This window comes from Aerosakkonema funiforme FACHB-1375 (assembly GCF_014696265.1).
GTDB lineage: Bacteria > Cyanobacteriota > Cyanobacteriia > Cyanobacteriales > Aerosakkonemataceae > Aerosakkonema > Aerosakkonema funiforme_A.
In genome coordinates this window covers 76,712-96,847 of sequence record NZ_JACJPW010000004.1, presented here as the reverse complement: position 1 = coordinate 96,847, position 20,136 = coordinate 76,712, and the positions used below count along the sequence as shown (strand labels likewise).

Here is a 20,136-nt window from a genome sequence, read left to right as displayed (position 1 = left end):
CAGTGAATACCACTATTGTGCTTAGCCAAATTCAACACCGGATAGGGTTTTTAAGGATCTACCCACCGACCGTCTGCTTTGATTAAGTTGATTAACTCCTCAACACCTTGAGACTCTGGGACTTTTTTTATTTCTTCTCTGCCGCGATACAGGGAAATATAACCGGGCTGTTTGCCAACATAACCGTAGTCGGCATCTGCCATTTCTCCAGGGCCGTTGACAATGCAGCCCATTACTGCTATGTCTAACCCCGTGAGATGTTTGGTGGCTTCCCGTACTTTGTGCAGGACTTCTTCTAGGTTAAACAAGGTGCGACCGCAGGAAGGACAGGCGACATACTCCACCATTGTTTTCCGCAATCCCAGAGCTTGCAGAATACTATAGCAGACGGGAATCTCTTTTTCCGGAGCTTCGGTAAGAGAAACCCGGATAGTATCCCCAATGCCATCAGCTAAAAGTGTAGCAATCCCGGCAGTAGACTTGATGCGACCGTATTCCCCATCTCCCGCTTCCGTGACGCCCAAATGCAGGGGGTAGTCCATACCCAGTTCATCCATGCGGTGTGCCAATAAGCGATAAGCTGCTAACATCACCGGCACTCGCGAAGCTTTCAGGGAAACAACCAAGTTGCGGAAGTCGAGAGATTCGCAAATGCGAATGAATTCTAAAGCAGACTCTACCATACCTTCGGGAGTATCGCCATAGGTAAACACCATTCTTTCGGCGAGGGAACCGTGATTGACGCCGATACGCATAGCTTTACCTTGGTCGCGCAGGGAAACTACCAGCGGTTCTAGAGTTTCGCGAATCTTTTCGCCAATTTCGTCAAATTCGGCTTTGGTGTATTCGGTGCGATCGGATTTTGGCTTTTCAAATACGTACAATCCCGGATTGATCCGCACTTTGTCAACGTGCTGGGCAACTTCCAAGGCAATTTTCATACCATTGTGATGCACGTCGGCGACTAGCGGCACATCTTGGTAAGTTTTGAGAAGTTTTTGTTTGATTTCCGCTAATGCTTTGGCGTGTGCGAGACTGGGAACTGTAACGCGGACAATTTCGCAACCAATCTCGTGCAAGCGACGAATCGCAGCAACAGACCCTTCCACGTCGAGGGTATCTTCGTTGATCATCGATTGTACGACAACTGGATAGCCACCGCCGATCGTCACATTTCCCACCTTAACGGGACGGGTTTTGCGCCGCTTGATGGTGGTATCGAAAGTGGGTTGACTGGTGGCGGTTGGATTGGGCAGAGTTTGCATAACCTGTTCTTTACTTTGGCGGTTCCTCTCTGTTTTTCAGGTTGCCATAGAAGGGGACAGTTTTGGCTGTTGGAGTAGCCAGATTTATGTTTGTCTGGTTGATTTGTGCCTAGAAAGCTGGTTTATTAGAGATAATTGCTTTAAAGTCAGATGTGCTAAGCAAACAAGTTGCAAGGATTTGTAATGAAAAAATTCACGAAATTAGCTCAACTGGAATTGTGGTTTAAAAAAATGCGATCGCATTTCATAAAGCCTCACCCTCACCCCCTCAGTATCTATTATACTCAGGCGATAGCTTGAGCGGACAGTACATAAGCTAAATTTGTAATTCCAAGTCTCGAAAAGCGAACTTTATTGAATATATCTTGACAGTAAATTGAATATGGAATATAGAAAAAATATGTGTTTATAGAGCAAATGCAGATCGTAACAGAGGTTAGCTCTGTTAGTCTGGTTGCGAACTACCATCAATGGGGAAGGCCAGGGTAATAATGCTATAATTGACGACTATAAAGGAGTAGAAATAAATGCAAGCCTCAGAAACAAAGCTACAAAAAATAATTGAAGGAACACAGCAATATGTAGTACCTCTATTCCAAAGACAATATAGCTGGAAAAAACCAGAGTGGCAAGCATTGTGGAACGATATTGTAGAACTCTGTAAGGCAGATAATCCTCGTCCTCACTTTATGGGTTCTATTGTCACCATGCCTACCACATCTGTTCCTGAAGGTGTCAACAAGTATTTATTGATTGATGGACAACAGCGATTGACTACTATTTTTATATTGCTTTCTGCTTTGAGAGATACGGCAAAACAGTCAGAGGAAAAATTAGCAGCAGAAATCAATGATAGGTTTCTCGTCAATTCTTATGAAGATAGACCGGATTATTATAAATTACAGCCTACACAAGTAGATCGTGTAGCATTCCACCAGATAATAGATTCAGTATCTCAAGTTAATGAAAGTGGGATTTTAGAATGCTATAGATTTTTTGAAAAACAGCTTCGGCTAAACAAAGAAAGATTAGAACTTCAAAAAATCAAGAAAGTTATTTGTAGCAATCTTTCTCTTGTAAGTGTCGTTCTCAGTGCGGATGACGATCCTTATTTAGTTTTTGAAAGTCTGAATGCCAAGGGAAGACCTCTTACTCAAGCGGATTTGATTCGCAATTATTTTTTCATGCGAATCCATACAGAAGAACAAGAGTCTGTATATACTCAATATTGGCAACCTATGCAAAAATTGCTAGGTGAAGACTTGACAGAGTTTATTCGTCACTATCTGACTAAAAGTGGTGTGGAAATTAAGCAGAATGAAATTTATTTTGAAATCAAAGATAGAATTAGTAATAACGATGCGCTTTCCTATTTAAAGGATTTGTGTGTATTCTCCCAATATTATGCAATACTTTTGAATCCAGAGCGAGAGCCTAATGAAATTGTGCGGAAACATCTTCACCGCTTAAATCGCTTAGATATTGCAACTGTCTATCCATTCCTTTTAAATTGCTATGATGATTGGATGAAGAATAAAATTACTAAGGAAGAATTTGTTTTTGTTCTTCAAGTTATTGAAAATTTTATCCTTCGTCGCTTTGTTTGCAATATTCAAACCAGAGGGCTAAACAGGATTTTTGCTTTACTATACTCACAAGTGAGTAAAAGTACCAATCTTGTATCTGATAATTTTGTCGATAGATTAAAATTGACTCTTCAAAACCGAGATTATCCAAAAGATGCAGAGTTTAGAGATAGATTGCTTGATGTAAAATTGTACGGGAGCAATCGCGCTGAAAAGGGCAAGCTTATTCTCGAATCTATAGAAGAATCTTTTAAACATAAGGAACAAGTTTCTTTCGAGGGGCTTTCCATTGAACACATCATGCCACAAACTTTAAGTGATTGGTGGAAGGAACACTTAGGAGAAGATTGGGCTATAACACATGAACTTCTCCAACATACTTTGGGAAATTTAACGCTCACAGCTTACAATTCAGAACTTTATAACGCTAGTTTTGAAATTAAGATATCTCACTTTCAAAATAGCCATTTAGAGTTAAATAAGTATTTTCAATCTCAAACATCTTGGCGTAAAGAAGATATTGAAAAACGAGCGGGGTATCTTGCTGATATTGCCCTACAAATTTGGAACTATTTTGGCGATGAATCGGTACAACCTTCCTACACAAATAGTTCAATAACTGGGACTACTCCAAAACGACTTTATTTTTTTGGGCAGGAATATCATGTGAGAAGTTGGCGAGATGTTCTGGAAGTTACTTTGAATAAAATCGCTGATTTAGAACCAGATTACTTCAAAGAAATTATGCAACAATTTCCTCGTTTTATAGGGTCGAACGAAAAAGACTTTCGTAGTACGCGAAAACTGGATAATGGGGCTTTCATTGAAGTCAACTTATCAGCACAAGATATTCATACATTCTGTAGGAAAGCCATAGAAACAGCAGAGATATCAGCTGAAGAATGGCGTGTTGAAGTTTCAAGGTAACACCAGCAGTTAGATTTCATAAATAAGATATGAGCCAGATTAACTATGATTCAACCCTTATACCTTAAAACAAATGTACAATTATCGGACTATTTTGAAGCGGGTGGGAATTGTGCTGATCGCGGTTGGGATTCTCGATATCGCGTACTTTTTCTATTACACATCACAAGAGCAAAGTTTTTCGTCCAGTTTGAGATATAACTATTCGTGGAACGGCTTAGTTATTGTGGTAGCGGGTGTGTTTCTCCTCCGGGGTAGCCTGCGTGCTGTTGAGATAGTCAGATGGTTCGCCGCTTTTGGGATCTCTAACATGGTTAGCAACATATTCATACTGCTTCCCTTTTTGAAGCCAGCAGAACTCTGGGCGATTGAATTTCGCCTCTATCCAGTTAATCTTTGTATATCGTTTTTAGTTAAAATTATGTCGATCGCCCTTCTCGGCTGGATCTATACACAACTGCGTGCTGCACCTGTAATATCGGCAAGCCTTAAATCCGGTCATTCTGCCTCGACTCCGAAATTTGCATTCATTCTTGGGGTAGCAAGTATAGTATTACTTACTGGCATCATGCAGTTCACGGTAAATAGTCCGGCGGGAATTAAAGCAGTAGAATTAGCCCGCTCGCAATACGGAGACAACTACAAGTATCATGTCACAGGTATGGGCTGGTCGAACGGGAATGTAAAGGCCAACCTCACCGCATACAACGAACAGGAGATCAAAGCTGTTCAAGTAGAATGGAAGTAGCGAGCGAGATGCGATCGCACCCGCCCACATCTTCAACCAAAAATTATTTGGGAGAATAGAAAATGTTAACAAATCGAATATCAATTATTAAAGGTGATATTACTAAACTAAAGGTGGATGCGATCGTCAACACAACCGATCCATACTTTTCGGGTAGTAGTGTTGTAGATGCTGCGATTCACCGTGCAGCTGGCGATCGGCTTCGAGAAGAATGCGATCGACTCAATCGCTCTTCTAAGAGTGAAGCTAAAATTACCAGTGGCTATAACCTCCCAGCACGGTGGATTATTCATACAGTCGCTCCGCTCTGGCAGAAGGGTAATAATAATGATGAACGGATGTTGGCTGTGGCTGAATGCTATCGCAACTGCTTGGCGTTGGCTGAAGAATACTCGGTAAGGACGATCGCTTTTCCAGCTATTAGCAGAGGTATGTTGGGTTTTCCAAGGAGAGAAGCGTCTAGAATCGCTGTCCGTGAAGTTAAAGGTTTTCTTGAGAGGAATAGTTCAGTTGAGAAGGTAGTTTTTGTTTGTTTGGAGCAAAAGTATTATAACCACTACTGGAATGCTGTCAAGGAAATTATTGAATAATGCTAATGCTGTTGATTTGACTGTGCTGGGGTAAGCGGGATTTTCTCTTATACCGAAATGCGATCGCACCAGCTACCCATCCACCTCAAATTAAGTATCTATACTCACACAGTTAGCGGCAAAATCGGGAAATTAGCAGTTTTGTTGCCAGAGACTACCAAGTAGGCTCAGCATTTTGTGCCAAAATTGGTATCAACCAACAATTCGAGTAACGGCGTCACGGCGCGGCGGCAATCCGATGCAGGGAAAAACACTGGGAGGGCGCTACCAAATTATCAGCCACTTGGGAGGAGGGGGTTTCGGTACAACCTTCTTGGCTGTGGATAGGCATTTACCGGGCAATCCTCAGTGTGTTGTCAAGCAACTGAAGCCGAAAACTGCCGATAATCCATCAGCTTTGCAAGCGGCAAGGCGGTTGTTTAATCGGGAAGCAGAAGTTTTATATCAGTTGGGAAATCACGATCGCATTCCGCGACTTTTCGCCCACTTTGAAGAAGAACAAGAGTTTTATTTAGTTCAAGAATTCATTGCCGGATACGAACTTAAGCGGGAATTGTCAGCGGGTCAGCAATTAAATGAAGCTCAAGTTATTGTTCTATTGCGGGATATTCTGGAAATTTTAGTATTTGTTCATCAGCAAAATGTTATTCATCGCGATATCAAACCTTCCAATTTAATTCGACGCCGACTAGATGGAAAACTGGTTTTGATTGACTTTGGCGCAGTCAAACAATTTGGCTCTCAGGTGATTACTTCCGAAGGTGAAACTAGCTTAACTATTGCTGTTGGTTCACCAGGATATATGCCAAACGAACAAATGGCAGGTAAGCCGCGCTTTAGCAGCGATATTTTTGCTGTGGGAATCATCGGTATCCAAGCTGCCACAGGGTTAAATGCCAGACAATTACCGGAAGATCCGCGAACTTGTGAAATTGTTTGGCGCAATTTTGTACAGGTAAGTTCTGAGTTTGCTGATGTTTTAGATAAGATGGTGCGCTATGACTTTCGTCAGCGTTACCAATCGGCAGATGAAGCGCTGTCAGCACTCAATTCTGTACCGACAACAGCTTTGACTGCGAATATAGCAATTCCTTTAACAGATGTTAGTTCCGACATTAACTCATTACCGACGGAAACGATCGCTCCTGACGATCTTAGTTCTGAGTGTGGAATAGATTACTCTCGGTTACGAAATTTACTGGCAACAAGGGAATGGCAAGAAGCCGATCGGGAAACTACCGCAATCGTGCTTAGGATATGCGATCGCTCTTCAGAAAAATGGTTGAGACAAGAAGATATTAAGAAACTTCCATGTGCAGATTTACTTACGATCGATCGACTGTGGGTTAAATATAGCCAAGGACGCTTTGGCTTCAGCGTACAAACAAGCATTTGGAAAGACGTTGGCGGTACTTGGAATGCAGAGTACGAAATCTATTGCTGTTTTAGTAAGTATGTAGGTTGGGGAAATGGAATTAATACCTGGGTTGCTTCTACGAAAGATCTTACTTTTAACTCAACAGCACCATCTGGTCACTTGCCTGGAGGAATGTTGGACTGGTTGTGGTTTAAGTATAGAGAAGTCGCCCCAGATGGTGCTGCTTTTGAAAAGTGGTGGAATATTCTTTCTGCGCTTGCGTCAAAACTACAAAAATGCCAGCCTCGATCGCGAAACTAACAGAGTGTGACATCCAGTAGTTATATACGCCGCAATTGTAGGTAAGAAGCGATCGCACTTTTTCAACAAATGCGATCGCACTCCTCTGGTCACTTTTGTTACTCCGGAAAATCGGGAATTACCCATTTGGGTGGCTGCGACATTTTCTTTCGCAAGGCTGCCTCAGCTATTTCGTGCATTTTATCCAACGAAGTTTCGTTCATGAAACTTGTTGCCTTTGCTATATGTTCCCGATTGGGACATTTTTCGCCCAAAACGCAACCGTTAACGCAGTCTACGGCGCAGTTTACAGATACTTCGGCAGTCATATCTCCTCTCTTGTTCTCTCCAACGACAGCAGACGGATTGCCCAGTGTTATACGCAAATAATCTGTTGCCTATCTCATTTTACCGTTACAAATGGGTTTAGAAACCGCTGATTTGGATAAACAATGTTCTTTTTCGTGGCCCATCCAAGTCAAAAAATAATACAGATTGCCATGTTCCTAATGCTAATTGTCCATCTACAACAGGAATTACTTCACTGGTACTCAACATCATTGCCATGAGGTGAGAATGAGCGTTTATAGGTTCATCATCGGGGATATTTTTTCTGAGGTGAAGGTCGTTGTGTAGATATTTGTCTGATTCTGGTGCTAATTTTCTCAGGTGTACTTTGACATCTTCTAACAATCTTTCTTCGTTTTCGTTGATAGCTAATGCCGTGGTGGTGTGACGAGAAAATACCAAAACTTGACCGCTTTGAATGCAACTGGCATGAAGTAGTTTCTCGATTTGAGGAGTGATGTTATAAATGCCGATTCCCTTTTCTGTTTCTACGTAAATTATTTCGCTTATAATCTGCATTTGGTCACCCGATTTTAGATTTTGGATTTTGGATTGGCTACGCAATGAGCGGACAAAGGTTGAAATTCGGAATTTTTTTTGATGACCACCCTTACAATGGGAGGCAACCCCCTTTTTTTGGTTAATTTCTCGGAAAATTTACCTAGCGCATTATATCATACTAAATCCGCGTTGATTACCCCCTTTTTTAAGGAACCGCAAACACGCGATAGCGAAGCGAAACGCGATAGCGTTTTAGAGCGCGAAGAGAAGAGGAAGAAGATAAAGGGGGTAGCTAACCTGGATTAGGTATCACTTATGGTTGTCTTCTGGAAAATATTTTCACCACAGATGAACACAGATGAATTTTATCTTATCTGCTATAGGCTGCGTGCATCTGCGGTTTTTAAAGGCAAAGGATATGCCTAACGCACGCTAAGCGATCGCAACCTATTGATGGCAGCAGCTAACTCGAATTGACGGAAAATTGCCAAGTCGCATTGAGGGAAAGGTGTCAAAATATCCAGACCCTGAAATTCGATATCTGCCATGACAAGGGCGAGAATTTCTGCTAATGTGCGTTTGCCATCAATATATTTTCGCACGGCATAAACCATTGCAGCTGCGATCGCTCTCGATTGTGCTGTATCGACAATTTGTTCGACTGCCGATAAATCGATATCTTCTGTACCGAAAACCATCTCATCGACATCGCGAACTTTTAATCGCACTTGTTTCTGACGATAGCTGGGGTCGATGCTTTCCGGTAGGGGTATTCGCGGTGTAATTTGTCCGAATTTTTCGCCACCTTCGGGGGTGCGCGAGTAGGTGTATTGTTGTGCGATCGTTTTGGCTTTTGCTGTCACATCTTCGGGTTGAAAATTTTGCATGGCGATGACGGTATCTGCCACTTCAAAGTAATCGCCGCTACCGCCCATGACTAAAATAGTAGAAACGTTGCAATCGGCATACAATTGTTTCACTTTATCGATAAATGGGGTAATCGGTTCTTTATCTTTGGCGATGAGGGCTTGCATTCTGCGATCGCGGATCATAAAATTAGTCGCGGCGGTATCTTCATCGACTAGCAATACTTTGGCATCTGCTTCTAATGCTTCGATAATATTTGCCGCTTGTGACGTACTACCGCTGGCATTAGTTGTGGAGAAGTTAGTTGTAGATTTGCCTTGGGGAAGATGGTTAATAAAAGGAGAAATATCGACGCCGACAATATTCCTTCCATCTTCGGCTCGAATTTTCACTGCGGCTGGATGCGTTACTACTAACTCGCGTCCGTCGTTGGGAATATGGTTGTAAACTCCTAATTCAATTGCTCTGAGTAATGTGGATTTACCGTGATATCCGCCGCCGACAATCAAAGTTACGCCTGTCGGTACACCCATGCCAGTAATTAAACCTTGATTCGGACAATTAAACTCGACTTGCAGTGATTTTGGCGATTGAAATGCTACCGCTTCATTTGGCAAAGGTTGGTCATCGACGCCGCTGCGTCGCGGTAAAATGGCACCGTTGGGAATGAAAGCAACTAAACCGCGTTCTGTTAATTGTTGCCTTATCCAATCTGCATCCTCGACAACTTCAACGTGATGTTGAATTTTGTTCGCATCCAGGTGATAATATTTAAGAGTGCGATCGACAATTTGGGGTATTTGTTCGCAGAGCATTTCGACAGCTTGGTGCCCCAGAATACGTCGCCCACCAGCGGGTAGTCCGACCACAAATCGCACTTCCACAAATTCATCGTCGATTAATACGGAAGTGCGTTCTAAAACTTCTTGTCCGATCCGGGTAATTCCGATTAAACCGCTGTTGCCAGTACCGCGTCTTTTACCGATACTGCGGGCGTAGAGATCGAACTGACGAGTGAGGTAATCGCGCAGGGCGATCGCACGGCTTTTGGTTTGGTATAGTTGAGGGGGAAAAGCGGCGATTTCTCCTGCTACCTTGACGCGGAAGTGACTGGGTGCGGCGAAGGGATCTCCTTGAGTGCGATCGACTATTAAAGTGAAATCGGAAAACTCGTAGCTTCCTTCAATATCTCGGTAAGCTTTATAACCGCGACCGTCGAGTTGTAGTAGCTGCTGACGCAGTTTTTCTTGATTGGGCATAATTATTAATAACGAAGAAACAAGCTGCTGGAAAAAACCTGCGTGGCTTTTATGGGACTGGAGATAATTATCACTTTGTTGTTGGGTTCGTTGCTATTTCGTTTGGGTATGGTTTTTGGCAAGGTATTGCTGCGAAATGGCGCGACAGCAAACGATTTGTTTAAGGGTAAATCGTGGATATCGCTAGCTTTCTTAGGTTTCTATTTCGCATTATTGATACTAACATTAAATGTGCCGCAGATGCAGATTTTGCCTTTGGAATGGCGTTTCTACGGTATGCAGGTGAGTTGGACATTGCTACGGGTAATCTTGTTAGGAATTTGCGGTATGGCTTTCACAGTTAGCTGGTACACGGCGCGATCGCAGATAATTGCAGTAGTTTTGCTTGCCTTACTGGGACTGGGTGCGTTTACCTCCGCCGAAGCTTATTTTTTGGCTCCCATCTACTCGTCTCTTGAAGATAACCTGCAACCGAATGGCGTGTTTAAGCAAACTTCCACCAGCAGCTGTGCGCCTGCGGCGTTGGCTACCTTGTTGCGTCGCTGGGGACTGGATAGCACCGAATCCAGCGTGGCGCGTTTAGCTGGAACCAGTCGTATGGGAACTTCCATGCCCCAGTTAATTGTAGCGGCCAAAGCTTTGGGTATGGATGCGATCGAACTGGGCCCAACTTGGGAACAAATGCAGCAAATCAATCGCCCTGGTGTGTTGGCAGTTTGGCTGTTCAGCGGCGTTCGCAAACTTCCTCATGCGGTGGCTTTGTTGGCTTTGAGTTCCGATACGGCGACAATTGCAGACCCCGCACGGGGAAAAATATTTCAACTCGATCGCACTGTGTTTGCCAAAGTTTGGCGTCACCAGTACCTGCCGATTTTTCGCCCCCAGGATATCTACTTAACTCCCCCTCAAGCGGCTGATTATCTGCATCGGCTGGGGTATTTGCAGACAGCGCAGTCTTTTGGCGACTTGAAAAAAGCTATCCTGAGTTTTCAGAAGGCTGAAGGTTTGAAAGCGAACGGCGAACTCGATCCGCAAACAGTATTGCTGTTAAGTGGAGCTTTTTTACAGGGCGTACCGACTCTATCCAAGTGAAGCTAAGCTAAATCAAGTATGCAATGCGAGTAATCGCGTTGGTTGTGTAATACTACAAAAAGATGTATTATTGTATTACACAGGAGCAGCGTGCGGGGTCAACGATCGCGTCAAGGGAAGGAGAAATGAGTAAAAATCCCCAGCAACCAGAAGCATCTTCTGCCGTTTTAGGCGGACAAAATGCTCCTCATGCAGCATTGGTGCAACAGCTGGATTTAATGATTCGGGCGCTTTACCCGCTGCTGTACATTGTCGCCGCTGAAGAAGAACCAGTGGAAGAAGTGCTGCATCAAGTAGCCGAACGTGGAAGTAAGCGCAAACTATTGTTTTGGGATATTGTGCGCGGTTGGAATGACAACGGCGCGGATAAAGGCTCGGCAATGGGAGCGTTAACTCGCATTGCCAAGGTAAGCGACCAAGAAGCTGCTAAACAAAAACAAAATGAGCAGGAATCGACTATTTTTGTGCTGCGGGATTTGCACCCGATTTTGAGATTTCCCTATACGGATAGAAATGCGCCGGTGGTGAGGGAGTTGCGGAATTTGGCGCGATCGCTAAAGCGCAGTCGCCAAACTTTAATTCTGACCGCTCACACTTTAGAATTGCCAGTGGAGTTGAGGGAAGAAACAACGGTGATTGACTTCCCTTTGCCAGATGTGCATGAAATTAATTACCTGATTAACTCTCTAGTAAAACCAGAAAATCTGAAGGTGAGCGGATTAGCTAAAGAACAATTAGTTAAAGCTTGTCAGGGATTGAGTCGAGCTAGAATTAGGCGCGTATTGGCGAAAGCTTTGATTGGGGAGAAACAAAAAGTAGATGAAACAGTTATTGATGCCGTACTGGATGAAAAAAAGCAGGCAATTCGCCAAACGGAAATCTTAGAATTTTACAAAACCACGGAATCTCTAAAAACTGTTGGCGGATTGGAAAATCTCAAGCAGTGGGTGCGGATGCGTCAAGATGCGTTTACCGAAGATGCGAGACGCTACGGTATTCCCAATCCTAAAGGGGTTTTATTGGTGGGAATTCAAGGTACTGGAAAATCGCTTTCTGCTAAGACGATCGCCCACGAATGGCGCTTACCTTTGTTGCGTTTGGATACGGGGAGATTGTTTGGCGGAATTGTCGGCGAAAGCGAAAGCCGCGTGCGACAAATGATTCAAATATCGGAAGCGATCGCGCCCTGCGTTTTGTGGATTGATGAAATTGATAAAGCGTTTGGCAATATCGCCTCTGGCGTCGATGGCGATTCGGGAACTTCTCGGCGCGTATTCGGTAGTTTGATTACCTGGATGCAGGAAAAAACGACGCCGGTGTTTATTGTGGCGACGGCGAATAATGTGCGAATTTTGCCTGCGGAATTGTTGCGAAAGGGCAGATTTGATGAAATTTTCTTTTTGAATTTGCCTACAGAAGCCGAACGCATGGAAATCTTTAAAGTGCATTTGCAGCGCTTGCGCCCCAGTCGGATGCGCGACTTCGATTTCGCAATGTTGGCGAGAAGCGCCAAAAATTTCAGCGGTGCGGAAATCGAGCAAGTAATTGTAGATGCGATGTATCGTGCGTTTGGACAAAGGCAAGATTTCACCACTTTGGATATTTTGCGATCGATTGAGGAGACAGTGCCATTGGCTGCGATCGCCCGTCACCAAATCGACGAATTGAAACTCTGGGCTGCTGAAGCGGGAGCCAGAACTGCTTCTAACGATACTCGATTAATGGAGGAATTGAAACGATTCACGCTCAAAAAAGATATCGGCTCGTTGGAAGTAGATTGAAGGAGAATTGCAAATTGCAAATTTTAGATTTCAAATTTAATTAAATCTGAAATCTGCAATCTCAAATTTCAAATCTAATTAAATCTGAAATCTGCAATCTCAAATTTGAAATTAACTTAGGAGAGTTAAACTCATGTCGCACTTTACTGCTATCAAAACCGAGTTAAGAGATGTAAACGCTCTGGTGATGGCGTTAGAAGATCTGGGATTCAAAGATAAGGTTGAAATCCACGCAGAAGCGCAGCGTCTTTACGGTTTTGAGGGCGATTTACGTCAGGAAACGGCAGAAGTTGTGATTCGCCGCCAGCACTTGGGCGCTGCTAGCAACGATATCGGTTTCAAACAGCAAGATGATGGCACTTATGAAGCTGTGATTTCTTCATACGATCGCGCCTACAAGTATTCTCAACAATGGTTGAACAAGCTAACTCAACGTTATGGCTATCATCAGCTGATGGCAACAGTACCGGAGCAAGGCTTCACCGTTGAAGAGGAAGAAACCTTAGAAGATGGTACGATTCGCGTCTTAGTAGCACGCTGGGTGTAAGAGAATTGCAGATGGCAGATTGCAGATATCAAATTTGATATCTGCAATTTTCAATTGGAAATTCTATGGTACAATTCGGATGGTACTGGCGCGATCGCTGTTAGCGAATGGCAGATGGCAAATTTCAGATATCAGATTGAATGAAACACATTTCTTTCAATTTGAAATCTTCAACCTCAAATTTGAAATTTCCCAAGGAAAATTTTATGTCTCATTTCACGACAATCAAAGTCCAAATCAAGAATGGCGAAGTTTTGCATGAGGTATTGCAGGAGTTGGGATATCAGGTAGAACGCAACACTTATGTGAGAGGATATAATGGCGATCGCACTCAGGCAGAGTACACGATCCGTCAGTCAAACGGCTACGATTTGGGCTTTCGTTACAACACAGAAAGCGAAGGCTACGAATTAGTGGCAGATTTTTGGGGAGCGAAGATTAATCAAAAACAATTTATTAATTCAATTTCTCAAAAATATGCACACAAAACTTTGATGGCAACTGTGCAAGAGCAAGGTTTCAATGTTGAAGAAGAAGAAACCCTAGAAGATGGTACAGTGCGGGTAGTTGTGGCAAAGTGGGTGTAGTACCGCTATGCGGAAGTCAAAAGTCAAAAGTCAAAAGTCAAAAGTCCTTTGAGCGTGAGGCATTCAAGAACTTCCGATCTGGTGGGTTACTTCTGCCGTGCTGCACTAGCGATAATAGGCTTTCCCAACGGTATGCTATTGAAAGTATTAGTTGGGAAAGCCTAGTTGGCTCTTTCGGCTTTATGGTGAAAAATATTCTTTATGTTACAGATAAGGCAGATGGTGGGTTACGGCACGGTTCGTTAATTATTGGTGGAAAGCGCTGAATTTATTGCCCGTGCCTAACCCACCCTACGAAATATAGCAATAGCCAAGGCAATTAGGATCTTCTTAATTCCACCTTTCCCTCCTCCCTCTCCCTCTTTCCCCTAGCCCCTAGCCCCTAGCCCCTAGCCCCTGGATATAACAGTCTACTTTGAAAATGCTTGCACGCGATCGATACAACCGAGTTTAACAGCTTCAGTCAAAACATCTCGATTTTTAATTCGCTTAAAGAACAGCGCCGCGTAATTCCGCTGCATCTGCGTGCCATTAAACAAATAGTACTTAATTCTATCTTTTCCGCGAGCAGTGTTCACCAAACCCAGCACAAAATCAACGAGTTTGTAAGTAGCTGTGTTCTCATCAACTTCCAGCGCTTCCATCAGAAAATCCACATCGGAAACGCTACCGTTTTTAGCCATTGCCACAAAAGTATCGTAGCGGTTAGTAAATTTTTCTTGTAAAGCTTGTTTGGCTTTTGGTTCTGGTTGGTTTTGCAGTAGTCGATCGGCAACTTTTCGCACTTGCCAAAACGGATCTTTCAAAGCTAGAATTACCAAATCCAAGCCTGCATCGCCATACTTCAACGCTTCATGAAGTGCTGCTATTCTTGTTTCTACAAGAGGACTTGCCAGACGGTGCTTAACGCCGGTCAGTCCGCCCAAAACGGCGGCAGTAATTGGGCTGGGAGTTTGATTGCCCAAAACGACATCATCAGATCTGGGCCGATCGCAATTGAATGCCATTGCAGTTTTATGCTTGTACTACTCTCTGTATTATGCCTTGTGGAAGTGCGATCGGCTATAGCACGCTGGGCGAATTTTGCGATCGCAAGCCCCACACTTTAATAGTTTTGTCATTACTGCCGCTGACAATTGTATTGCCATCTAAGCTAATCGCAACTGAATTCACCACTTTTGAATGCCCTTTTAAGGTGCAAAGAAGGTGACCTGTCTGCAAATTCCACAGTTTGATAGTATTATCCCAACTACCGCTAGCGATCGTTTGCCCATCCGCACTAATGGTAACGCAACTAACCCAGTTTGAATGTCCCGTAAGGGTACGAATTTCTTTACCTGTCTGTAAATCCCATATTTTAATAGTCTTGTCTTCACTGCCGCTGACAAAAGTCTTTCCATCCGGGCTTATGCAGATAGAACGAACCGGATGTAAATGGTTTTTTATGGTGGGGAAACGAAACTGTCCTGTGTAGGAATGGAAAGCTTGAATGGTGTTATCTCTACTACCGCTGACAATAGTTTTTCCATCCGGGCTTATGCAGACGGAATAAACAGCGTTGGAATGCTTTTTGAAAGTGCGAATAACTTCTGCTGTCTGTAAATTCCACACTTTGATAGAATTGTCGCTGCTACCGCTAACTATGGTAAGATTATCTGGGCTATAACCCACAGAATGAACAAACTTTGAATGTCCTTTTAGGATAGTTTGAAGCCGTTTTGTCTGCAAGTTCCACACATGAATGTTTTCTCCATCACTATTAACCAATCTAAGACCATCCGGGCTATAGCAAAGGGAACGAACTGAGTTTGAATGCCCTTTAAGCGTAGTTTGAAAATGTCCGGTTGACAAATCCCACAATTTGATAAATTTGTCGTAACTACCGCTAGCGATCGTCTGCCCATCCGGGCTAATTGCAACAGAAGCAACCCAGTCTCTATGCCCTTCTAGAGTGCGAATGCAGTTAAAAAAATTATAGGGAATGTAATCTTGTAACGCTTGTTTTACTTTTGGTTCTTCTCTTTGGTAGAGTAGCGGGTAAGCAGCCCACTTCAGCTGCCCTAATTCTCCTTTCCAAACCTGGAGTGCCAAATCTAAACCAGCTTCCCCATAATTAAACGCCTCTTTTAGTGCTGTTATTTGTTGCTCTATATCTGGGCTTGCCAAGCGCCTTTTTACGCCTTCCAAACCTCCCAAAACAACTGCACTAGCTGGGGCTGGATTTTGACCGCCAAGAACGGCATCGGATTCTCTAGGTTGATTCATATGACGGTACTATTATCGATATTGCCATGAAAGCAGAAGTGCGATCGGACTGAAACAGGGGGAGAGTAAAACTACCGTGAGAAACCGGGTTTCTTTCCTTCAAAAGGCCGATCTTTGGTTGTTACAGCCCAAAGAAACCCGGTTTCTTAGTTTACTCAATTGCTCTTATAGCCAATTTTGGCTAAATTTAATTAAAATTCAGTGCATTCTATCATTTTTTTATTCTATCTTTATCAAAAAGGAAGCGCAAGTAAAATGCCAGAACTAAGACAAAACCTCATTACCAGAGACTGGGTAATCATCGCTACCGAAAGAGCAAAAAGACCCGACCAATTTGCAGCTATCAGAACAGAAGCGCCGCCAATACCGTGCTATAAAGAAGATTGCCCTTTTTGTTTTGGGAACGAGCATCGCACCCCAGAAATTGAATTATTGTGTTTGAGCGACGATCGGGGATGGAGAGTACGGGTAGTGCCAAACAAATATCCCGCGCTTTCTTGTCTGGGAGAAAGAGTCAGGAAAACAGAGGGGATTTATCGCTCTATGTCGGGAGTGGGAATCCACGAAGTAGTGATCGAACATCCCCGCCACGATATCACTATTGCTTTGCTTAGCATCCCAGATGTTGCCAATATTTTGAATGTGTACCGTCAAAGATATAGGGATATCAGAAAAGACCCCCGCATTGAGGCAATTGTGATCTTCAAAAATCACGGACAAGAGGCGGGAACATCCCTGGAACATCCTCACTCACAAATTACCGCTACACCAATTGTACCTTCCCAAATTCGTATCCGGATAGAAGAAGCGATCCGGTTTTTTGATGATATGGGAGAATGTATATTTTGTCGAACTTTAGCGCAGGAAATGGAAGCTCAGGAGAGAATAGTTTTCGAGAGCAAACACTTTGTTGCTTTTATTCCTTATGCCGCACTTTCGCCGTTTCATGTTTGGATTTTTCCCCGCCGACATACATCTTCTTTTGAAGATATCACCGATGTAGAGATTTTAGATCTCGCTTATACCCTCAAAACGGTACTTGCCAAACTTTACTACGGATTAAACAATCCCGATTACAATTACTCTATTCGTTCTGTTCCCACCCGCGACGGACAAACATCTTATTTTCATTGGTACATAGCGATTATTCCCAGAGTTTCCAAGTCAGCGGGATTTGAGTTGGGCAGCGGTATGTATATTAACACCGCTATGCCAGAAGATAGCGCTCAGTATCTGCGGGATGTGCAGTTTGTTGTGACAAATGAGGATGCGAACATAATTAAATTATTAACTGGAAAAGAAAAATAGTTAATCCAGCCATGAGTAACAAATGAGGGAGATTACTGAGAAGCGATCGCATTATCGGGACTCCATCGCCTCGTTTGGTAATTCGCAACAGCGGGTAAGGACTGAATACCATTGCCGAAAGCAGCGTCACTCCTTGCAGAAATTGCGCGACATCCAAACTCCAAGTCAGCGTTGGCAGTCCTGCACCACTATATCCGAAAGAACGAGCAAATACGGGGAGAATTTGCCCTGCTTCGGTAATGGCGGCGGGAACGTAGTATGCTAAATTGGCAGCGAGAGCAAAGGGAAGATAGGCGTAGATGATGGTGAGGTAATCGGGTTGGGAGCGATCGCAAAAGCGAGCGATCGTATGAGTAGCATAAGTTAAGATAGCCGGAATACTCAATAATCCTAGCGCGATCGGCAAACTGGTGAGTAAGCGATCGGCATCCACAGGCACATCTTCAAATCCCAGCCAGCTGAGGATGGTGTGGGAATGGTGCATAAACACGCCGCCGAATAACAGCAACAATAGCGCCGCTTCCGCCCAAAAACCTTGATGATTATCTAATAAATCCGATGCGGGAAAGCGTAAATTTAATTGTGCCGATCGATTCGGGCAAGTTTTCAGACAAGTCATGCACAGCATACAATCCCGATTATCTTGCAATTGGGCGGGATGGGAGTACAGCGGACAACCTTCTGTTGCTTGTCCTTCATTGGGTAGCGCATCGGCAAAGTTAAGGGGTGTTTCCGCACTACCTTTGTAACAGCCAAACGTACTGCATTGACTGCCGCAAACTTGTTGTGTCGATCGCAATTCCGTCATCGACAGTTTCGCAAACATTCCATTCATTCCACCGATCGGACAAAGATAGCGACACCAAAGCCGACGTTCGTAAATTAAACTAAAAATTACCGCTCCCGCCGTAATTGCTACTAATAACCAAGCCGAAAGATAGGCATGGTGCGGCAAATCCCAAAGTTTTTCCCACAGGTAAATAATCAAAAATCCTGCAAATACTACCCACGCGCCCCAACGGTTTAGCCATTGGGTATTCCAAGTAAGTTGCTGGCGGGGAAATAGCCACAGGGAAAGACGGCGCATCCATTCACCTGCAATCATAAATGGGCAGATGGCACACCACAACCGACCTACAAAGGCGAATAAAAATAGATAACCGGGCCACCACCAAGCCCAAAATAAGTTAAGGGTAATGCTGCTATCTCGCGATTGGGAACCGATAAAGCCTAAAATTGTAATTGGTACGAAAATTGCCATCATCACGATCCAAATTGCTTCTGGATACCAGCGACTCAGGAACAATTGCCGCAACCAAGGAACATGGGTAAGTAAGTCAATCCGAAAGGCATTTTTTGTTGATTGTACCGACCATAAAGCTTGTTCTGGAATAACAGATTGCCCGCTCGGTGTCATCATTACGGCGCGATGCAATATTTCTGCTAATTCTGCTAAATTGCCGGGATATTCGTAGCCGATCAGGCGGCGTAAATCGGCGCGATCGAGTAGGAGAGTCAGGCGATTTTGTTCGCGACAACAGCGATTGAGGAAGTAATTGGCAAATGCGGGAATGTCTGCTTTGCGTTGGGATAAGCTAAATAGTTTGAGCGAAATTGTTTCGAGATCGGAAAAAATGAGTTTGCTGGGGGAAGCAAAGATTAAACGCACCGAAGATTGCACTGGTTGAGGCGGTTCTTCAGATAATTGCTGGTTGTCCGATATGCCATGATTGGGGAGAATAAAACCTGTTTTCAGGTAGTGGATTAAGCGAGTGCGATCGCCTTCGCTCAATACATGAACGTTATCTAGCAAAAGCGTTCCCCGTTCTAATAATTCTAGGATACCGGGTTGTTTGTTTATTCTGCCGAACAGCACATCGGTATTGAGTCTGCCATCGGTTGTACGGGGTAGTTCGGCACAATCTAATTCGGCAAAAGGTTGATCTGCCAATTGCGATCGCAGGTGGATCAGTCCCGCCAAGAAGGTTTTTCCCGTTCCGGGTAAGGCTTGAAACACTACAGGCTGTAGGTTGGATGCGGCTTTTTCGATTTGTTGTGCTAGTTTTTGGGTAGCTTTGCTATTGCCGAGAATGGTTTCCCCAATGGGAATATGTTGGATGTAGGGTTGTAAACCTCGGATTCGTTCTTCTTCCCAAGCGATGCGACTGGCAAAATCATCTAACTCTTGCATCAACAGAGTATGGAGTGCTTGTTGAATGGCTGGATAGTCAGTTACCAGTTCCAAAAACTGAGACTGGGGTAAAAAGAGGATTTCGCTGGCTGTCAGTGCGATCGCGCTGCTATGATAAGTTCCTTCATCGGAACTAGCCACTAGGGTATAGCCAAATAAATCACCAGGGTGGCGATAGCGGATCGACAATTTGCCGATCGGTGAGTCTCGGAAAATTTCTACTTTTCCCAATTTCAGCAAATATAACCCGATCGGAGTTTGTCCTTCTAGGTAAATGTGGGTTCCCGCTTCGACTGGGAAGCTATGGAACGAGCGAGCGATCGCTTCCTTGGCGCTTTCTGGCAAACTTCCCCAGATGCGCTGAGTCCCTAACCAATCTTGATATTCTGCGATTACCCGTTCGTCGCTGGGGATGGTGCGATCGCTAACGAACGGTAGTGGCAATGGCCGGTCTGGAAAGGGCAGAATCGATCGAGATGGGAAGATGTCTGTTGATGTGGTTGCAGAATTCATCTAAACCTCACGGTGGCGAGTGTCAAAGCGCCATTAATTTCCGATAATTTAACCGATCGAGCTATAGCTAGGGCCGCTACGCGGAAGTCAAAAGTCAAAAGTCA

Annotated in this window: 18 protein-coding genes; 11 read left to right on the top strand and 7 right to left on the bottom strand. The window is 43.9% G+C overall.

Annotated features, from left to right (window positions below):
• Positions 1 to 50 precede the first annotated feature (50 nt).
• Positions 51 to 1,265, bottom strand: a complete 1,215-nt coding sequence (gene ispG, locus H6G03_RS02675; protein ID WP_190461809.1) for a (E)-4-hydroxy-3-methylbut-2-enyl-diphosphate synthase — start codon at positions 1,263 to 1,265, stop codon at positions 51 to 53.
• Between the two features lie 527 nt (positions 1,266 to 1,792).
• On the opposite strand from ispG, the gene H6G03_RS02670 reads away from it, so the two are divergent.
• The 4 genes from H6G03_RS02670 (at position 1,793) to H6G03_RS39210 (ending at position 6,794) form a co-directional block, all read left to right on the top strand.
• On the top strand, positions 1,793 to 3,778 hold the full coding sequence (locus H6G03_RS02670) for a DUF262 domain-containing protein (RefSeq protein ID WP_190461807.1): 1,986 nt from the start codon (positions 1,793 to 1,795) through the stop codon (positions 3,776 to 3,778).
• A 73-nt stretch (positions 3,779 to 3,851) separates the two neighbouring features.
• Positions 3,852 to 4,526, top strand: coding sequence for a hypothetical protein (locus H6G03_RS02665; RefSeq protein WP_190461805.1), 675 nt, complete (start codon positions 3,852 to 3,854; stop codon positions 4,524 to 4,526).
• 62 nt (positions 4,527 to 4,588) lie between these two features.
• Positions 4,589 to 5,116, top strand: a complete 528-nt coding sequence (locus H6G03_RS02660) for a macro domain-containing protein (RefSeq protein WP_190461802.1) — start codon at positions 4,589 to 4,591, stop codon at positions 5,114 to 5,116.
• Between the two features lie 238 nt (positions 5,117 to 5,354).
• Positions 5,355 to 6,794, top strand: a complete 1,440-nt coding sequence (locus tag H6G03_RS39210) for a GUN4 domain-containing protein (protein WP_456057556.1) — start codon at positions 5,355 to 5,357, stop codon at positions 6,792 to 6,794.
• A gap of 98 nt (positions 6,795 to 6,892) precedes the next feature.
• Here H6G03_RS39210 and H6G03_RS02650 read toward each other — a convergent pair whose 3' ends face one another.
• The 3 genes from H6G03_RS02650 to H6G03_RS02640 all read right to left on the bottom strand — a co-directional run bounded on the left by H6G03_RS02650 (position 6,893) and on the right by H6G03_RS02640 (position 9,748).
• A complete protein-coding gene (locus tag H6G03_RS02650) occupies positions 6,893 to 7,102 on the bottom strand; it encodes a hypothetical protein (protein ID WP_190461798.1) in 210 nt (69 codons plus the stop codon).
• A 97-nt stretch (positions 7,103 to 7,199) separates the two neighbouring features.
• The gene (locus H6G03_RS02645; RefSeq protein WP_190461796.1) at positions 7,200 to 7,640 is read right to left on the bottom strand and encodes a secondary thiamine-phosphate synthase enzyme YjbQ; all 441 of its coding nucleotides are present in this window, start codon (positions 7,638 to 7,640) and stop codon (positions 7,200 to 7,202) included.
• A 404-nt stretch (positions 7,641 to 8,044) separates the two neighbouring features.
• Positions 8,045 to 9,748, bottom strand: a complete 1,704-nt coding sequence (locus tag H6G03_RS02640) for an ABC-ATPase domain-containing protein (protein WP_190461794.1) — start codon at positions 9,746 to 9,748, stop codon at positions 8,045 to 8,047.
• Between the two features lie 51 nt (positions 9,749 to 9,799).
• On the opposite strand from H6G03_RS02640, the gene H6G03_RS02635 reads away from it, so the two are divergent.
• From H6G03_RS02635 to H6G03_RS37485, 6 genes are all read left to right on the top strand, one after another.
• Positions 9,800 to 10,840 (top strand): cysteine peptidase family C39 domain-containing protein, encoded by a 1,041-nt coding sequence (locus tag H6G03_RS02635; RefSeq protein ID WP_242060290.1) that lies wholly within the window; start codon positions 9,800 to 9,802, stop codon positions 10,838 to 10,840.
• Between the two features lie 125 nt (positions 10,841 to 10,965).
• Positions 10,966 to 12,621, top strand: a complete 1,656-nt coding sequence (locus H6G03_RS02630; RefSeq protein ID WP_190461792.1) for an AAA family ATPase — start codon at positions 10,966 to 10,968, stop codon at positions 12,619 to 12,621.
• Between the two features lie 133 nt (positions 12,622 to 12,754).
• Positions 12,755 to 13,168, top strand: a complete 414-nt coding sequence (locus H6G03_RS02625; RefSeq protein ID WP_190461790.1) for a DUF1257 domain-containing protein — start codon at positions 12,755 to 12,757, stop codon at positions 13,166 to 13,168.
• Positions 13,169 to 13,202: 34 nt separating this feature from the next.
• On the top strand, positions 13,203 to 13,430 hold the full coding sequence (locus tag H6G03_RS37490) for a hypothetical protein (protein ID WP_191056323.1): 228 nt from the start codon (positions 13,203 to 13,205) through the stop codon (positions 13,428 to 13,430).
• The gene (locus H6G03_RS02620) at positions 13,375 to 13,755 is read left to right on the top strand and encodes a DUF1257 domain-containing protein (protein ID WP_190461788.1); all 381 of its coding nucleotides are present in this window, start codon (positions 13,375 to 13,377) and stop codon (positions 13,753 to 13,755) included. The genes H6G03_RS37490 and H6G03_RS02620 overlap by 56 nt, the downstream gene beginning before the upstream one ends.
• Positions 13,746 to 14,021, top strand: a complete 276-nt coding sequence (locus H6G03_RS37485; protein WP_206756601.1) for a hypothetical protein — start codon at positions 13,746 to 13,748, stop codon at positions 14,019 to 14,021. Before H6G03_RS02620 ends, H6G03_RS37485 begins: the two co-directional genes overlap by 10 nt.
• A gap of 144 nt (positions 14,022 to 14,165) precedes the next feature.
• Here H6G03_RS37485 and H6G03_RS02615 read toward each other — a convergent pair whose 3' ends face one another.
• Together H6G03_RS02615 and H6G03_RS02610 are read right to left on the bottom strand one after the other, a co-directional pair.
• Complete coding sequence (locus H6G03_RS02615; protein ID WP_190461786.1) at positions 14,166 to 14,762, bottom strand: hypothetical protein; 597 nt, start codon at positions 14,760 to 14,762, stop codon at positions 14,166 to 14,168.
• Between the two features lie 55 nt (positions 14,763 to 14,817).
• Positions 14,818 to 16,020, bottom strand: coding sequence for a WD40 repeat domain-containing protein (locus H6G03_RS02610; RefSeq protein WP_190461784.1), 1,203 nt, complete (start codon positions 16,018 to 16,020; stop codon positions 14,818 to 14,820).
• 255 nt (positions 16,021 to 16,275) lie between these two features.
• Between H6G03_RS02610 and galT the strand changes: the two genes are divergently transcribed.
• Positions 16,276 to 17,328, top strand: coding sequence for a galactose-1-phosphate uridylyltransferase (galT, locus tag H6G03_RS02605; RefSeq protein WP_190461782.1), 1,053 nt, complete (start codon positions 16,276 to 16,278; stop codon positions 17,326 to 17,328).
• Here the strand turns inward: galT and H6G03_RS02600 are convergent.
• Positions 17,300 to 20,032 (bottom strand): cyclic nucleotide-binding domain-containing protein, encoded by a 2,733-nt coding sequence (locus H6G03_RS02600; RefSeq protein ID WP_190461780.1) that lies wholly within the window; start codon positions 20,030 to 20,032, stop codon positions 17,300 to 17,302. The genes galT and H6G03_RS02600 overlap by 29 nt on opposite strands.
• Between the last annotated feature and the right edge of the window lie 104 nt (positions 20,033 to 20,136).

Excerpts from the sequence above, each read along its gene's own strand:
- H6G03_RS02660 (WP_190461802.1), top strand. The coding sequence starts at position 4,589 with ATGTTAACAAATCGAATATCAATTATTAAAGGTGATATTACTAAACTA.
- H6G03_RS02665 (WP_190461805.1), top strand. The coding sequence starts at position 3,852 with ATGTACAATTATCGGACTATTTTGAAGCGGGTGGGAATTGTGCTGATC.
- H6G03_RS02625 (WP_190461790.1), top strand. The coding sequence starts at position 12,755 with ATGTCGCACTTTACTGCTATCAAAACCGAGTTAAGAGATGTAAACGCT.
- H6G03_RS02620 (WP_190461788.1), top strand. The coding sequence starts at position 13,375 with ATGTCTCATTTCACGACAATCAAAGTCCAAATCAAGAATGGCGAAGTT.
- galT (WP_190461782.1), top strand. The coding sequence starts at position 16,276 with ATGCCAGAACTAAGACAAAACCTCATTACCAGAGACTGGGTAATCATC.
- H6G03_RS02670 (WP_190461807.1), top strand. The coding sequence starts at position 1,793 with ATGCAAGCCTCAGAAACAAAGCTACAAAAAATAATTGAAGGAACACAG.
- H6G03_RS02615 (WP_190461786.1), bottom strand. The coding sequence starts at position 14,762 with ATGGCATTCAATTGCGATCGGCCCAGATCTGATGATGTCGTTTTGGGC.
- H6G03_RS02600 (WP_190461780.1), bottom strand. The coding sequence starts at position 20,032 with ATGAATTCTGCAACCACATCAACAGACATCTTCCCATCTCGATCGATT.
- H6G03_RS02610 (WP_190461784.1), bottom strand. The coding sequence starts at position 16,020 with ATGAATCAACCTAGAGAATCCGATGCCGTTCTTGGCGGTCAAAATCCA.
- H6G03_RS39210 (WP_456057556.1), top strand. The coding sequence starts at position 5,355 with ATGCAGGGAAAAACACTGGGAGGGCGCTACCAAATTATCAGCCACTTG.
- H6G03_RS02640 (WP_190461794.1), bottom strand. The coding sequence starts at position 9,748 with ATGCCCAATCAAGAAAAACTGCGTCAGCAGCTACTACAACTCGACGGT.
- ispG (WP_190461809.1), bottom strand. The coding sequence starts at position 1,265 with ATGCAAACTCTGCCCAATCCAACCGCCACCAGTCAACCCACTTTCGAT.
- H6G03_RS02650 (WP_190461798.1), bottom strand. The coding sequence starts at position 7,102 with ATGACTGCCGAAGTATCTGTAAACTGCGCCGTAGACTGCGTTAACGGT.
- H6G03_RS02645 (WP_190461796.1), bottom strand. The coding sequence starts at position 7,640 with ATGCAGATTATAAGCGAAATAATTTACGTAGAAACAGAAAAGGGAATC.
- H6G03_RS02630 (WP_190461792.1), top strand. The coding sequence starts at position 10,966 with ATGAGTAAAAATCCCCAGCAACCAGAAGCATCTTCTGCCGTTTTAGGC.
- H6G03_RS02635 (WP_242060290.1), top strand. The coding sequence starts at position 9,800 with ATGGGACTGGAGATAATTATCACTTTGTTGTTGGGTTCGTTGCTATTT.